The organism is Streptomyces sp. NPDC002845 (assembly GCF_053591955.1).
Map to the genome: position 1 here is coordinate 1 of NZ_JBSFUU010000138.1, position 14,977 is coordinate 14,977.

At 69.2% G+C, this 14,977-nt stretch carries 10 protein-coding genes and 1 pseudogene; 6 read left to right on the forward strand and 5 right to left on the reverse strand.

Annotation, left to right across the window (positions count from 1 at the left end; all coding sequences use genetic code 11):
- Positions 1-832: 832 nt before the first annotated feature.
- From ACWD3C_RS46075 to ACWD3C_RS46085, 3 genes are all read left to right on the forward strand, one after another.
- Positions 833-1,609 (forward strand): ABC transporter ATP-binding protein, encoded by a 777-nt coding sequence (locus ACWD3C_RS46075; protein WP_451154388.1) that lies wholly within the window; start codon positions 833-835, stop codon positions 1,607-1,609.
- Between the two features lie 116 nt (positions 1,610-1,725).
- Entirely contained in the window at positions 1,726-4,260 is a 2,535-nt protein-coding gene (locus ACWD3C_RS46080; RefSeq protein ID WP_451154390.1) for an ABC transporter permease, read from the forward strand.
- Positions 4,261-4,488: 228 nt separating this feature from the next.
- On the forward strand, positions 4,489-4,710 hold the full coding sequence (locus tag ACWD3C_RS46085; RefSeq protein WP_451154392.1) for an NPP1 family protein: 222 nt from the start codon (positions 4,489-4,491) through the stop codon (positions 4,708-4,710).
- Positions 4,711-5,063: 353 nt separating this feature from the next.
- Here the strand turns inward: ACWD3C_RS46085 and ACWD3C_RS46090 are convergent, their stop codons facing one another.
- The 3 genes from ACWD3C_RS46090 to ACWD3C_RS46100 form a co-directional block, all read right to left on the reverse strand.
- Entirely contained in the window at positions 5,064-5,462 is a 399-nt protein-coding gene (locus ACWD3C_RS46090) for a hypothetical protein (protein WP_451154394.1), read from the reverse strand.
- A 179-nt stretch (positions 5,463-5,641) separates the two neighbouring features.
- Positions 5,642-6,922: a crotonyl-CoA carboxylase/reductase gene (gene ccrA / locus ACWD3C_RS46095; protein ID WP_451154396.1), complete on the reverse strand. Its 1,281-nt coding sequence runs from the start codon at positions 6,920-6,922 to the stop codon at positions 5,642-5,644.
- Between the two features lie 51 nt (positions 6,923-6,973).
- On the reverse strand, positions 6,974-9,058 hold the full coding sequence (locus tag ACWD3C_RS46100; RefSeq protein WP_451154398.1) for an acetate--CoA ligase family protein: 2,085 nt from the start codon (positions 9,056-9,058) through the stop codon (positions 6,974-6,976).
- Positions 9,059-9,286: 228 nt separating this feature from the next.
- Here ACWD3C_RS46100 and ACWD3C_RS46105 point away from each other — a divergent pair, with 228 nt between their 5' ends.
- Positions 9,287-10,858 carry a PucR family transcriptional regulator gene (locus ACWD3C_RS46105; protein WP_451154400.1) on the forward strand — a complete coding sequence of 524 codons (1,572 nt, stop codon included), beginning with the start codon at positions 9,287-9,289 and terminating at the stop codon, positions 10,856-10,858.
- On the opposite strand, the gene ACWD3C_RS46110 is transcribed toward ACWD3C_RS46105, so the two are convergent.
- Positions 10,809-11,621 carry an enoyl-CoA hydratase/isomerase family protein gene (locus tag ACWD3C_RS46110; RefSeq protein ID WP_451154402.1) on the reverse strand — a complete coding sequence of 271 codons (813 nt, stop codon included), beginning with the start codon at positions 11,619-11,621 and terminating at the stop codon, positions 10,809-10,811. The two genes, ACWD3C_RS46105 and ACWD3C_RS46110, sit on opposite strands and share 50 nt — an antisense overlap.
- Before the next feature lie 267 nt (positions 11,622-11,888).
- Between ACWD3C_RS46110 and ACWD3C_RS46115 the strand changes: the two are divergent.
- Positions 11,889-12,686 (forward strand): annotated as a pseudogene (locus tag ACWD3C_RS46115) (IS5 family transposase).
- A 174-nt stretch (positions 12,687-12,860) separates the two neighbouring features.
- Positions 12,861-13,196, forward strand: coding sequence for a protein-arginine deiminase family protein (locus ACWD3C_RS46120; RefSeq protein WP_451154404.1), 336 nt, complete (start codon positions 12,861-12,863; stop codon positions 13,194-13,196).
- A 123-nt stretch (positions 13,197-13,319) separates the two neighbouring features.
- Here ACWD3C_RS46120 and ACWD3C_RS46125 read toward each other — a convergent pair whose 3' ends face one another.
- Positions 13,320-14,825, reverse strand: coding sequence for a DUF5605 domain-containing protein (locus ACWD3C_RS46125; protein ID WP_451154406.1), 1,506 nt, complete (start codon positions 14,823-14,825; stop codon positions 13,320-13,322).
- Between the last annotated feature and the right edge of the window lie 152 nt (positions 14,826-14,977).

Sequence of the window (14,977 nt, forward strand, 5' to 3'; positions counted from 1 at the left end):
CGCACACCGAGCGCGGCAACCGGGTGAACAACTGCACACACGGGGTCAAAAGTCACCGACCCCAAAGGGGTCCAGGTTCAGAGACCGCCGACACCCCGCCAGATCATCTGGCGGCCTTTGAGAACGAAGACGGGGTCCCACTCCGACGGGGGTGTCGCTGGGCAGCTGAACATGTCGGCGAACTCGCCTCGACCGAGCAGTCGAGCAAGGTCGGTCCAGTCAGCCACATGCGGGTTATGGGCATTCGTGGACCTGGCGTTGCGTGACTTCACGCGCAGGCCGAGCGGCGGCCAGACGTCGCCGGGTCGCGTCCCGCGTCGTACCGCGTCGTGGTGTAGGGGATCAAGCGTTGGGAGTTCCGGTACGGGGCTCCACACGATCTTCGCCGAGCCACCCGAACCCGCCCGCCGTCACCTTTTCGACGGTGGGCCCCCGGCCCCGCCGTGGACCCGTGGTGTCCCAGACCCGCACTCCGCATCGGAGACGGCCGTCAGCCGGTCGTCTGCTCCGAAGAGGAGCTGCGAGCCGTCGTCGTCACAGACGCCCTTCGCTCTGTCCCAAGTGCCGTGCAGCGTACGGCCGCCAGTGAGCTACCGGCCCTGCGGTGAGCCGCGCCCTCGGGGCTCAGGGTCGGTGTCATACCCGGGGATGAGGAACCAGGTCTTCGGTACGTCTCAGGGCCCTCCATGAGGACCGGAGCAGGGTTGGACGCGCCGTGGGAGAGCCGGACGCGACGATGGGCACGCTCCGGGCCGGAGCCGCCGCAACAGCAGCACGGTTCTCTGGAGCGTCATCCGCTCATCCGTCGTCCAGCCCATCGGAGTACTCCCTCATGTCCACCGCATTCACCGTGTCCACCGCCGGCAGCACCGCCGTGGCCGCGAGCGCCACGGAACTGTCCAAGATCTACGGGCAGGGCGAGACTCAGGTGGTCGCCCTGGACCGGGTCACCATCGGCTTCCGCCGAGCCGAGTTCACCGCGATCATGGGGCCCTCCGGCTCCGGCAAGTCCACGCTGATGCACTGCGTCGCTGGACTCGACACGTTCAGCAGCGGCTCCGCGCGCATTGGCGACATCGAGCTCGGCAGGCTGCGGGACAGTCAGCTCACCCAGCTGCGCCGGGACAAGATCGGTTTCATCTTCCAGGCGTTCAACCTGCTCCCCATCCTGACCGCTGCGGAGAACATCACGCTGCCGATGGACATCGCCGGCCGCAGGCCCGACCAGGAGTGGTTGGACAGGGTCATCGAGATGGTGGGGCTGCGGGACCGTCTCGACCACCGGCCCACCCAGCTCTCCGGCGGCCAGCAGCAGCGCGTGGCCGTGGCCCGAGCCCTGGCCTCCCGCCCCGAGATCGTCTTCGCCGACGAGCCCACCGGAAACCTCGACTCACGCTCCGGCGCGGAGGTGCTGGGCTTCCTGCGCAACTCCGTACGGGAGTTGGGGCAGACGGTGGTGATGGTGACCCACGATCCGGTGGCCGCGGCATACGCGGACCGGGTGGTGTTCCTGGCGGACGGACGGTTCGTCGACGAGATGGTGCAGCCCACCGCCGACGGGGTTCTCGATCGCATGAAGGAGTTCGACGCCAGGGTCCGCGTCAGCTGACCCGCGCGGATCACCGCCCCGCCGCCCGGCCCACGTTTCCCTCCTCCCCCTGCCCTCAACGGCCTGGTCGCATCCCCGCGCCGGGCACCCCGACCATGACTTGGACAGAGGAACCCATGTTCCGCACCGCACTGCGCAATGTGCTCGCGCACAAGGCCAGACTGCTGATGACCCTGCTCGCTGTCACTCTCGGCGTCGCCTTCGTCTCCGGCACCCTGACCTTCACCGACACCCTCCGCAACGCCTTCCAGAACGACACGGCGAAGAGCTACGAGAACGTGGCCGTCGCCGTCACTCCGACCCCAACCACGAGCGAGCGGAACCCCGCCGTCAGCCGACAGACTTTCGACAAGATCAGGAAACTCGACGGCGTCAAGAGCGTGGTCGGCCGGGCAGGCGGCGTCGCGTTCGTCGCGGACCGGGACGGCAAACTGATCGGCAGCGGCTGGTCCAACGCGGGCTCCGCCTTCGCCCCCGGCAAGGACGGCACGGACGACCGCTACACCTTCGTCAAGGGCTTCGGCCCCGTCGCGGACGGCCAGATAGCGCTCGACCAGGACTCCGCGGCCAAGGGCGGCTACCAGGTGGGCGACACCGTGCGCGTCGCCACCAACGGCCCGGCGCGGGAGTACACCCTCTCGGGGATCTTCACCACGGACGACGGCGCCGTCAACGCCGGCGGCAGTCTCGTCCTCTTCAACACCGCCGTCTCCCAGCGCCTCTACCTCCAGCCGGGCTTCTACAACGACATCACCGTCAAGGCCGCCCCCGGCGTCAGCGACGTTGCCCTCCGCGACAGGATCCAGAAGCTGCTCCCGGACGACGACATGCAGGCCTTGACCGGGCGGCAGCTCGCGGCCCAGCAGGCCGAGCGCATCGAGCACGAGCTGTCCGGCCTCAAGAAGATGCTGCTCGCCGCCGCCGGCATCGCGCTCTTCGTGGGCATCTTCCTGATCTCCAACACCTTCACCATGCTGGTCGCCCAGCGCACCAAGGACCTGGCCCTGCTGCGGGCCGTCGGCGCCTCCCGCCGCCAGGTCACCCGCTCGGTGCTGAGCGAGGCCCTGGTGGTCGGGGCGGCCGCCTCCGCGGCCGGGTTCGTGCTCGGACTGGTGATGGCCGTCGCCTTGCGCTCCGCGATGGGCGGCTTCGGCGCCAAGATCCCGAACGGCCCGCTGATCGTCTCCTCGACCACGATCGTCGCGGCGCTCGCCGTGGGCGTGCTGGTTACGATGCTCGCTGCCTGGCTGCCAGCCCGCCGGGCAGCGAAGATCCCGCCGGTCGCCGCCCTGGGCAGTGTCCACCTGCCCGCGACCACCAAGTCCCTGGTGGTGCGGAACTCGATCGGCGCCCTGGTGACCCTGTTCGGCTCGGCACTGATCCTCTCGGGCTCGACGGCCGGCACCGAGGCCGGCATGGCGGCCGTCGCGTTCGGGGCCTTCTTCACCATGATCGGCGTGATCGTGCTGATCCCGCTGCTGTCCCGGCCCGTGATCGCCCTGGTCCGGCCGCTGCTGCGGGCCTTCGGAGTCTCCGGCACGCTGGCCGGGCGGAACGCGGTGCGCAACCCGCGCCGCACGGGCGCCACCGCCTCCGCCCTGGCCATCGGGCTGACCCTGATCACCGCGGTGTCGGTGCTCGGCGTCAGTGTCGGCCAGGCCCTGGACCAGCAGATCACGGACCGGGTCAAGGCCGACTACATGCTCGCCCCGGCCCAGGAGTTCGGCACCATGGACGCCTCGGCCGTGGACGCCGTACGCAAGGCGCGGGGTGCGACCGCGGTCTCCCCCCTGCGGGAATCGGAGCTGACGCTCGACGGCAAGCCGACCCAGGTCGCCGGCATCACCCCCGGCGCATTTCATGAGGTCCTCGCCCCGGAGCTGGTCTCCGGCTCCCCGGACACCCTCGCCAAGGGCCGGATCGCGGTCCCCGACGAGGTGGCCCGCGCCAACGGCTGGAAGGTCGGCGACACCCTCCCGGTGACCTACACGGACAAGACCACGGTCAAGCTGACCATCGGCGCGATCTTCAAGGGTAATGAGTTCGTCTCCTCGTACAGCGTCCTCGTGCCCGAGGAGACCCTCCGCGCGGACGACTCCCGGGCGTACATCTCGCGGATCTTCGTGAAGATGGACGGCGGCGTGAGCGACCGCAACGAGCAGGCCCTCGTCGACGCCCTCGGCAACAGCCCCGCGTTCCGCGTGATGGACCGGCAGGACATCTACAACGAGTTCGGCGGCATCATCGCCTCCATGCTGAAGATGATGTACGCGCTCCTGGCGATGGCCCTGGTCATCGCGGTCCTGGGCATCATCAACACCATGGCCATGTCGGTCTTCGAGCGGCGGCAGGAGATCGGCATGCTGCGGGCGACCGGTCTGGACCGGCGCGGGGTGAAGCAGATGGTGCGGCTGGAGGCCGTGGTCATCTCCCTCTTCGGCGCGGTCGTCGGCATCGCCGTCGGTGTCTTCCTGGGCTGGGCGCTCAGCCAGATGACCAAGGACGCCCTGCCGGACCTTGCGGTGGTGCTGCCCTGGGGCCAGATCGGGCTGTTCCTGCTGTCGGCCGCCGCGGTCGGTGTCCTGGCCGCGGTGTGGCCGGCCCGCAGCGCCGCGCGTCTCAACATGCTGACGGCGATCAAGACGGAGTAGCGAGACACCCGGCGTTCGCCGTGCGTGCGGAGGACCGGCCCACGCCCAAGAGGCGTGGGCCGGTCGCCGTACGGAAGACCGCCCCGGGCGGCGGGTCCCGCTTCGGTAAGGCCGCGCTCGCAGCGGTCGCCGCCACCGCGCTGACCGGGGGTCTCGCGGACAGCGCCAACGTCGCCGTCCTCAGCTCCCTGCCGTGGAACGCGACCACGTTCCAGAACGAACAAGTACATGCCGCGCCTCGACTACGACTCGGACGGCTGCCTTCCCGCGGCGGCCGTCGACGGGAGCGGACGGCTCAACGGCGGCCTCAGGAACGGCGTGGCGTTCCACGCTTGGCCACGACAAGGCCGGGCTCATCGGCACTGCTCGTGCCAAGCACCCGGCCGCCCGGGGCCCGACGCCCGTGCGGCTCGGCACTCCACTACCGTCTGGGGGCTGTTCGAACGCTGAGGCGTGGGGCTTTTTCAGGGATCTGTGCCAGCGTCTGCGCCCGGCCGGACAGGACCGCAGGAAGCCGTAGGCGTACAGTCGCACAACCAGTCGGCGACCTCCTGGTTCGCGGCCTAGGCGTCGGTCAGGTGCGGGCGGTCGCTGCTGGCGCTGCCCGCGCCCGGCGGAAGACCGCGTTTACGCGCAACCACGCGCTGGCACGGCGTCCAGGTCGTCGCGACCTGGGTGCACGGCGGGACGGACTTCTCGCTGCGACGCTCGAAGGACGAGGTCCTCTCCCAGTCTCACTCGTAGCCGAAGCTGCCGCCCGCGGTGGCGGAGAAGCTACTCTTCGCGACTGCCGCTGACGAAGGTCACTTGTCCTCTGTCGTGCCGCGGTTGCCGGTCCCCTCGGGGGTGGGGGCGGGCTTGGCCTTCATGGGCCAGGGCGAAGCCTCCGCATAGTCGCACCCGTCGGGGGAGACCCTCCACGAACCGTACGGCTTCCCGAAGACGTCCCGCATGTGCGCTTCCGGGATCTTGAACTCGCCGGTTGTGAGGTTGTAGGTCATGCTGTGCCTCTGGTTGCACAGCCGGTCCAGTGTGACGTCGGTGTTCCCGGGACCTGTACCGCCGATGTTGCTTGCGCTGCCCGGTCCGCTTCCGTCCGCCTGCGCGGAACCGGTGCCGGTCACCAGGCCGGTCAGGGCCAGGGCGGTGGAGACGGTGACGAGGGCGCACTTCTTCAGGGACGACTTACGTGTGAGGCGCATCGGGGGTGGCTCCCACTTCTGCTCGACTGACGTCGCTCTCCCGGGCACAACCAGGGCACCTGGCCCTGCGGCGGGAGAGGGTTCTGTATCCGTAGAGATGCTTTCGGCGAGGACTCCGTTCCGAATGAACCGGACAGGGATTGGCCGTCCTGCACCGCGAGCCCGACGTGACGAACTGCCTACTGCCGCCCGAGACCGGGTTCCCGGGCACTGACCAGGATCGAGACGTTGCCGAAGACGTCCTCGCCTCGTCCCATGCGGGCGTGCGCCTGACCCAGTTCGGAGAACGGCAGGACGCTGCCCAGAACCGGGTCGATGACACCGTGGACGACCAACTGGTTGTAGGCGATGGCCTGTTCGTCATTGGTGCCGTGGGAGCCCTGCAGACGCTTCTGCCGGGTCCAGTGGTAACGGAGATCGACCATGGCGTCGAAGCCGGTCGTGCCGGCGCAGATCACCACCATGCCGCCCGGCCTGCACAGGAAGACGCTGGTGGGGAGGGTGGCTGCGCCGGGGTGTTCGAAGACGATCGCGGGGTCCTCGCGGCCACCGGCGATCTCCCACAGCTTCTTGCCGAAGGCGCGGGCGCCGGCGGACCACTCCTTCTGGCCCGCGGTGTCGTCCACCAGCGGTGGCACGCCCCAGTGGCCGAACTCCCGGCGGTTGATGTAGCCGATCGCCCCGTACTTCGTGGCGTACTCGCCGCGCTCGTCGTCGGAGACCACGGCCACCGCCCGGCCGCCGGCCGCCTTCACCAGCTGGGACGCCTGGGTTCCCAGGCCTCCGGAGCCTCCCCAGACCAGGACCAGGTCACCCTCCTGGAGGGTGTTGCCCGGCCAGCCGTGCAGCATCCGATACGCCGTTGTGCCGACCAGGGTGGGTGCGGCGGCCTCCTCCCAGGTGAGGTGGGGCGCCTTGGGCAGTACCTGGTGGGCTTGGACGCGGGCGAACTGACCGAAGGAGCCGTAGTTGGTGTCGTAGCCCCAGATGCGTGCCGACGGGGCGATCATCGGGTCGCGTCCGGCGGCGATCCACGGGTCGTCGGCGTCCCAGTACCCGGGGTGGGTGACGACGTGGTCGCCCACAGCGATGTTCTCCACGTGGCTGCCGACGGCGTAGACGATGCCGGACAGGTCGGATCCGCCGATGTGGAAGTCCTCGGTTTCGCCCCTGCGTTGACGCGTGGCGATCTGGTCGACGGGGTAACCACGGGCGGCCCATACGTTGTTGTAGTTCACGCCGGCGGCCATGACCGCGATCAGGACTTCGTCGGGGCCTATCTTCGGGACCGGGACGGTCTCCTGCCGGAAGGCGGTGGCGGGATCGCCGAAGCGGTCCTGGCGTACGACGGAGGCGGTCATCGTCTGCGGGACGTCGCCGAGTGGGGGCAATTCTCCGATGGGGACTTCTCGCACCTGTGCGCTGGAGACGGTCTCGCGCTGGTCGTCGGTCGTGGGCATGGTCCGCCTTTCGGATCGTCGGTGTGGTGATGTCGGTTGCGGTGACTGATGTCAGGGGCGCGGGTCGGCCAGGACGATGCGGGCGTCCAGGGCCGTCGCTCCCTTCGGCGTGACGGCCACGGGGTTGCACTCGATCTCGTCGATCTCGGGATGGGCAGCGGCGAACAGGGACACGGCACTCACGACCCTGGCGGCCGCGTCGAGGTCCACCGCCGGGCGGCCGCGGAACCCGGTGAGGAGCCAGGTTCCCTTCAGCGACAGCAGCAGTCCGCGGGCGGCAGCGGGGGTGACCGGGCCGAGCGCGCAGCGGATATCGCGCAGGAGTTCGGTGTACACGCCGCCGATGCCGACGAGTACGACGGGGCCGAACGACGGATCGCGGCGGACACCGACGATGATCTCCACGCAGTCCGTGAGGTCGGCCATCTCCTCCACGGAGACAGCCGGAGGGCCGAGTCTGTGCCGCAGATCGAGCCAGGCTTCCTCCAGACGTGAGAGGTCCGGGATGCCCAGCACCACGCCGCCGCGGTCGGACTTGTGCTCGTCTCCGAGAGCCTTGAGCACCATCGGGAACCGCATCCGGCTGGCGGCCCGCCGCAGTTCCTCCCGCGTCGACACTTCCGCGGCCCGGACGAAGGGAATCCCGGCGGATGCGAGCTGCCGTCTGGCAGCGGTGTATCCGGACTCGGTCAGGGGCGGGGAAGGCGGGGGTACGTCGGGGACGCCGGAGGCCGCCGCGCCGCCTCGGGCGGTGATCCGCTCCAGTACCCACGCGGCCGTCTCGACGTCGCGGTACACCGCCACCCCGCCCTCCCGCAGCACCTGGGCAGCGGGCGACGTGTCGAACATGAGGTGGGCGATGAACGCCTTGGCGGAGCGGGTCGCGATGTCCGCCAACTCCCTGGCCACGCGGAGCTCTGCGTGGCCGAGTTCGGTGCTGTACTTCCGGTATCCGCCGAAGTAGCCGGTGAGCAGGACCGAGTCCACGTCTGCCGCCCCGGTCAGGATCCGGCTGACGCGGGAGAACAGCTCGATGTCCTTCTCGCCGGCACCGGCAGTATCGATGGGGTTCGAGATGCCCGGTGCCGAGGCGAGTTCCGCGGCGACGAGGGCCCTGGTCTCCGTCGAGAAGGGCTCGACCAGCAGGCTCCGTATCTCCACGGCGTCGCCGGCCAGTGAGGCGTGTCCACCGCCGTCGGCGAACACCGCCACACGCGGCCCCGCGGGGAGAGCGGTGCGGGTGAGCGCCTGCAGGAGGTCCGCCATCTCGGCCGGGCTGGTGACGAGTTCGGCCCCGGCGGCGGCGCACACGGACCTGATCGCGACGTCGGAGCTGACCATGGCTCCGGTGTGGGATGCCGCGCCCCGGACTGAGGCGGCGCCCCGGCCGACGGTCAGCAGAACAACGGGCTTGCCCGCCGCGGTCGCGCGGGCCGCGGCCCGCGCGAAACGCCGTCCGTCCTGGAAGCCCTCGCAGTACACCGCGACGGCGTCGGTTCCGTCGTGAGCGGCCATGGAGTCGATCAGGTCGGCGCAGTCGACATCGGCCTGGTTGCCGATGCTCGCGAAGCGTGAGATGCCCATGCCGTAGTCCGCCAGCCGGGTGGCCACGTCGACGGCGATGTTGCCGCTCTGCGAGACCAACCCCACCGTGCCGACCGGGAAGGTGTTGGCGCAGGCGTCGAGCGCCGCTGTGTGGTCGAGTACGCCCAGACAGTTGGGGCCGAGCAGGACCGCCCCCGCCTGACGGACGCGCTGGACGAGCGCGCGCTGGCGCACCAGATGCTCGCCGCCCAGCTCGCCCAGCCCGGAGGTGATGCCCACGATGGCGCGGACCCCGGCGCGCAGGGCGTCGTCCACCGCCTCCTCGAACGCGGCGGCCGAGACGGTGACCACGGCCAGATCGACCTCTTCTCCGAGGCCCGCGAGGCTGGGAACGGCGGGGCGCCCCAGCACGGTTGACCGGGAACGGTTGACGAGGTGCACCGGGCGGGCGCCGACGACGGCACGGACGGCCAGCCAGTTCCCGTACTTCTCCGGATCGTCCGATGCGCCGACAATGGCGATGGACCGCGGGTTGAAAAGAGCCTCGATATCCCGCACCGCGTCCCGCTCCCGAATCCCCGACTGACTCATGGCGACCCCACCTTCAGATTCAAGTCGCGTTTGATTCGGCCATGGAAAAGTCACCGATGGGGCAGGGAAATCCCCTGCCCCATCGGCTTGCTGATTCTCCGGCCGTGGCCCTACTGTGCTGCATCACACCAGGCACCTGAACCGTGCCGGGGTACGAAAGTTCCTCTTGCTTTCATACCGTGGACGGCGGTGGCATCGAGATGCGAGACGCAAGGGGAGCGGGAGCCAATGACCCTGACGTTGCGGGAACTGCTCGCGATTCCACAGATCACCAACAAGGTGCTGGCCGGATCCGCCGGTCTCGACCGTCCCGTGGTCTGGGCGCACGCCTGCGAGATGCCGGCACCCTGGGACTGGGTGGGCGAGGGCGAGCTCCTCATGTCCATCGGGCACTGTGTCCCCGCCGACGAGAGCGGACAGGCGCGCTTCGTCAGACAGCTGGCCGAGGCGGGCCTGTGCGGCGTGGCCCTGGGCGACTACGCGCCGATGCCACGCCTCTCGCAGGCCATGCTGGACACCGCCGACGACCTCGGTTTCCCCGTCCTGCTCACCGCGCACGACACCCCTTTCTCCGTGGTCGCGCGTGCCGTGGCGACCGCCAATCAGCACGCGGAACTCCAGCGGCTCTGGCAGCTCTCGCGCCTGAACGTCGCGGTGGGCAGCCCCGACCGGAAAGGAAATGAGTCTCTGCTTGATCGGGTCGCGAAAGAGCTGGGTCACGCCGTCTTCGTCGTCGACGCGCGGCATGGAACGGAAATCCTGACCGGAAAAGAGCGGCTCGAAAAGCGGGTGGCACACGCAATCGTCCAAGGAGTGGAGTCGAATCTGCAACGACTGCCCGCCCGCCTGCACCTGGATCTCGGTGACGCCTCCTGCACCTGCTTCCCGGTGCCCAGCAGCCGGCCCGCGATGCTCGTCATCCCCGACCGCACGGGCAACCGCATCGACCCGTTCGCCGTACTGCACCTGGCGAGTCTGATCGCCGTCGAGGTGGAGCGGCTCACCATGGAGCGCGAGAACCTCAAACGAGCGGCCCGGCAGCTGTTCAGTCAACTGATCGAGGGACGTGTAGACAGCGACTCCGCGGCCCGGCAACTGCGCCAGCACGGAATCGTCCAGGAATCACTGACGGTGGCCGCCCTCCATGAGGACGAGTGGGGCGTGAGCGACGTCCTGTCCGATCACGGGATCGCACACCTCGCCACCACCGCCGGTGACGTCGTCCTCGTCCTGGTGGAAGCGGCACAGGGGGGAGATCTGCCGGCCGTCCTCGACGCGGAGACTCCGGTCGGTACGTCCTCTGTGGTCCATGTCCTCTCGCACATACCCGATGCGACACGAGAGGCCCGTTGGGCGCTGCAAGCGGCTCGTTCCCAGGGCGGAGGGCACGTCGACTACGCGGCCGAGCACCCTCTGTTCCTGCCGAGGACCGTCACCGAGGCGCAGAACGCGGCACGCAGCGTCCTGGGCGCGGTGATCGACTACGACAGCGCGCACCGTACCGAGTTGATCCGGTCGCTGGAGGTGTACCTGGCCTGCGACCGGTCGTGGAAGAAGGCGGCCGAGGTGCTGAGCATCCACAAGCAGACGCTGGGTTCCAGGCTCGCCAAGATCGAACAGCTCACGGGGCGCAGCCTGGGCACCACTCAGGACGTCGCCGAGTGCTGGATGGCGCTGCTCGCGCTGCGGACCGTCGTACTGGAAACGGAGACCCCGTCGCGTCCGGTCTCGGGCGCCGCGCCTGAGGCACTCACCCCGCGGTGCCGTACCGGGCGTCCCGCCAAGCGAGGGCGGCCTTGAGCCCCTCGGCTGCCGCGATCCTGTCGAACTCCTGCTGCTCCGGGGTGTTGGCGCCGTTGAGGATCGCCGAGATGTCCACGCCTGCGTCCACCGCGGTGCGCAAGCCCTTGGCTTCGTACGCCCTGTTCAGGGCCTGCTTGGTCAGCCGCAGGACGGCGAGCGGCGTGGGGGCGATCCGCAGCGCGAGTCGCTCGGCGGCCGCGGAGAGCTCCTGAAGCGGCACCACCTTGTTGACGAGCCCGGCGGTGAGCGCTTCGCGCGCGTCGATCCTGTCGCCGGTGAAGAGGAGCTCGTTCGTCTTCTTCTGCCCGAGTACGAACGGCATGATCAGGGCGACGGGGCCCGAGCCGTACTGGATCTCGGGTTCCCCGAACCGGGCGTCCTCGGCCGCGACGATCATGTCGCAGGCCATGGCGATCTCGCAGCCGCCCGCCAGGCAGTAGCCCTGGACGACGGCGATGGTCGGCTTCGGACAGGACCAGATCCGCAGGGTCACATCGGCATCGCGGCGCAGCACGGGCAGCCAGTCCAGCGGCGTTTGCGTGCCGTCCTCGATCTCGTCGTTGATGTCGTACCCGGCGCAGAACGCCCGGCCGGCCCCGCTGATCAGGACGACCTTGACGCCGTCGTCCGCGGCCGCGCGGGCAACGAGCCGGTCGAGCTTGAGCACCGCCTCGGTGTTGAGGGCGTTGAGCTTGTCGGGACGGTTCAGGGTGATGCGGGCGAGGGGGCCCTCGGTCTCGTACAGGACGACGTCGGTCATGCCGTGAGTGTGCGGGCGGACAGGCGGCGGATGAACCGTGCTGCGGTCTGAAAGGCAGACGTGCGGTCATACCCCAGACAATGGCCCTGACATCAATTCCGGATAAGTAAATAAGTTGCCGGTAAACAACAGAAAGTGTGGCGAATTCCACTCTGAGCTGCACCGGTAGGATCCATGTCAAGGAAATCACTCCTCGACGGCTCCGCAGCCCGAAATCGCTTAGACGTTGTCTCATTTGGAGTGCTGGGTATTCTGCACCGCGTGGTGATGGTCGAGCGCATGGTGCCAGACGAGTTGTGGGAGCTGTTCCAGCGGGTGGTCCCACCTGCTCCATCGCGGCCGCAGGGCGGCGGTCGGCGTCGGTACGGGGATCGCGAGGTGCTTGCCGCGATCATCTTCGTGGCCACGACGGGCTGCACTTGGCGGCAGTTGCCGCCGGTCTTCGGTCCGTCGGGGCCGACTGACGCACCGGCGCTTCACCGAGTGGACCGCCGCCCGGGTCTGGGCCAAGCTGCACCGCGTCATCCTCGACGAGCTGGGTTCGCGCGGCGACCTGGACTGGTCGCGTTGCGCGATCGACTCGGTGAACATGCGGGCCCTGAAAGGGGGGACCTGACAGGTCCGAATCCTGTCGACCGGGGCAAGAAGGGCTCGAAGATCCATTTGGTCACCGAGCGGACCGGTTTACCCCTCTCCATCGGCATCTCTGGCGCTAACCTGCACGACAGCCAGGCACTCGAGCCGCTCGTGCGCGGCATCCCGCCGATCCGATCCCGCCGCGGCCCGCGCAGACGACGGCCCGCCAAGCTGCACGCGGACAAGGGCTACGACTACGACCACCTGCGCCGATGGCTACGCAAGCGCGGCATCCGGCACCGCATCGCCCGCAAGGGCATCGAGTCCTCCACCCGGCTCGGTCGGCACCGCTGGACGATCGAGCGCACGATGTCCTGGCTGGCCGGCTGCCGCCGCCTGCACCGCCGCTACGAACGCAAGGCCGAACACTTCCTGGCCTTCACCGCCATCGCCTGCAGCCTCATCTGCTACCGCAGAATCGCCAAATGAGACGACGTCTTAATCGAACTCTCATGTAATTCATGTTCGTCTCACGTTCGCCGCTCCGGCGGGCCGACGGGGGCCCTATTGCTGGGTGGATGTCCGCATTTGGCCGCTCCGGCTATCGCTGGTCGCAGGTGTCCGGGCCGCCGTACGCGATCACGTCCATGACCCTGGCCACCGGTGCCGTGCACGTGGCCGCCCAGCGTCCGATCGATTGGCTTCTCCCGTGACCGCGACCGACCATCAGCTCCCACCGGCGGACCGGCACCGCTCCGAGCCCCCGCCCGGCCGCCGTTTCGCCAGCCGGCCCGCGAGGACGCCCAGGGCACCGAAGATCTTTACGGCCCGGAAGCAGCAGTCATCTTCACCGAGGCGGTCACCGCCGCGTACCGGCAGGCCGGGCTGAAGGTGTCGTACATCGACGACTGGTACACCTACCACCTCGGCCAGGGCGAGGTGCGCTGCGGCACCAACACCCTGCGCGACACGTCGACCGCTTGGTGGCACCGCCCGTAGTCGACCCGCCACTTCCCACTTCGCGACGCGCATCGACCGGCCACGTTACACGGGACCACAAGACCCAGGCAGCACCGCGGACGTGGCCGAGTCATGCGCCACCACAACGCCCATGACACCTACTCACCCCTCGCGGAACCAGGCGTCGTCGGGCAGGCGGGTCAGACGGATGGCCATGTACGGGCGGCCTGGCAGGTCCACGCGCACGCTGGTGTCCGCCGTCGCGCCGACACGGTCGATGGTCATGGCCCAGGTGTCGATCACGTCGATGGCGAACCGGCCGCCGGCGGGCAGGCGGATGTTCCTGAAGCGTGGGCGGTTGAAGCCGAAGTAGATGAGTTCGTACGCGCCCTGGACCCCGCCGCGGGGGGCGTCCCAGTCGGAGGGAAGGGGGTCGAGAACGCCGGTGGGGGACTGCCGGACGACATCCCGCAAGAACGCGATGCGTTCAGGGCTGGACCCGATCAACGCGCCGCCCTTGGACCACCACAGCTCCTCGGCGTCGTTGAGGTAGGTCTCGCCGTGCTGGACGTACCCGCCGCGGACCGCGCCCTCCCAGCAGCGCCGTACCAGTTCCTCACCCGTGAGGTTGCCCCAGCCGTGCTCGACGTCGCCTTCGTACCCGCATTCGTCGACCACGACGGGCTTGCCCCACCGTTCCCGCCAGGTGTCGGTGTTCTCCGCGGTGCGGTACGCGTCGGTGCGCTGGATGCTGCAGTGTGTGATCCACGGCCTGGCGTGGTCGTAGAACGGGCGGCAGTTGTGGATGGAGGTCAGATGGCCGTACGGGTCCTCCTTGGCCACGATGCCGGCCAGACGTTCCCAGTCGGCCTCGCTCTTGGCCCTTACCAGGTCGTACTCGTTGGCCATCGACCACCACACGTTCGACAGCGCCGACAGCCGCCGCACGGCGTAGCGCGTCAGCCGGTCGTCGGCGTCGCGCCCCAACTCGGCGAAGCCCCACCGGTCGTAGGGGTGGAAGAGGATGACGTCCGCCTCGATCCCCAGTTCACGCAGCGCGCACACCTCGTCCTCGAACCGCCGGAAGAACCGGGGGTCGAACCGGGTGGTGTCCCAGCCGTCGGCCGGGGAGCCGGGGAACGGGTACAACTCGGGCTCGCCGGTGTTGTAGACGTACGCCTTGGGCAGCAGGCACATCCGCACCTTGGTGAACGGGCCGGCCGCCAGCGTGTTCCGGGTCGCGGCCCGCAGGCGTTCCCCCTGGTGCGTCCAGGCGTACGCGGTGGTTCCGATCGGCAGGTACCGCGTGCCGTCGGCATACGCGAAGTGGTACTGGTCGGCGACCCGCACCGGACCGTGCAGTCCCGGTGCGGCCGGCCCGGTCAGGAAGCGGCCGGAGAGGCCGTCGAGCGACCGTGTCGTGGACGACGTGACGAAGGTCCAGGATCCCTCGGCGTCCGGCATGAACCGGATCCGGTACGTTCCGCCCCCGTCGTAGAAGCCGCCGACGCGCAGCTCGCGCCGTCCGTCGCTGAACGTCGCGCCGAGTTCGGCGTCGGTGAACGGGTTGCCGTGCGACGGTCCGTCGAGCTCGATCTCGAACACGTCCCACCGAGCGCAGTGCTCGCCGTGACGTATACGGGCCTTGCTCTCGTCATCGTGGTCCACAGGACCGAACTTAGCGGGAGCAGGGGACCGGCCGGCGATCTTTTTGCGTCACGTGCTGACTCTGCTGCTCAATTCCGTGCGGGGTGACGGTGGGCGCGGGATGATCGTCCGTGCGGCTGTTGTCCTGTAGTGCGGCCGTGGGGGTGATGCGG

Bases quoted from the DNA above. Each gene is read 5' to 3' on its own strand.
- ACWD3C_RS46075 (WP_451154388.1), top strand. From the start codon at position 833: ATGTCCACCGCATTCACCGTGTCCACCGCCGGCAGCACCGCCGTGGCC.
- ccrA (WP_451154396.1), bottom strand. From the start codon at position 6,922: ATGCCCACGACCGACGACCAGCGCGAGACCGTCTCCAGCGCACAGGTG.
- ACWD3C_RS46090 (WP_451154394.1), bottom strand. From the start codon at position 5,462: ATGCGCCTCACACGTAAGTCGTCCCTGAAGAAGTGCGCCCTCGTCACC.
- ACWD3C_RS46085 (WP_451154392.1), top strand. From the start codon at position 4,489: ATGCCGCGCCTCGACTACGACTCGGACGGCTGCCTTCCCGCGGCGGCC.
- ACWD3C_RS46105 (WP_451154400.1), top strand. From the start codon at position 9,287: ATGACCCTGACGTTGCGGGAACTGCTCGCGATTCCACAGATCACCAAC.
- ACWD3C_RS46100 (WP_451154398.1), bottom strand. From the start codon at position 9,058: ATGAGTCAGTCGGGGATTCGGGAGCGGGACGCGGTGCGGGATATCGAG.
- ACWD3C_RS46110 (WP_451154402.1), bottom strand. From the start codon at position 11,621: ATGACCGACGTCGTCCTGTACGAGACCGAGGGCCCCCTCGCCCGCATC.
- ACWD3C_RS46080 (WP_451154390.1), top strand. From the start codon at position 1,726: ATGTTCCGCACCGCACTGCGCAATGTGCTCGCGCACAAGGCCAGACTG.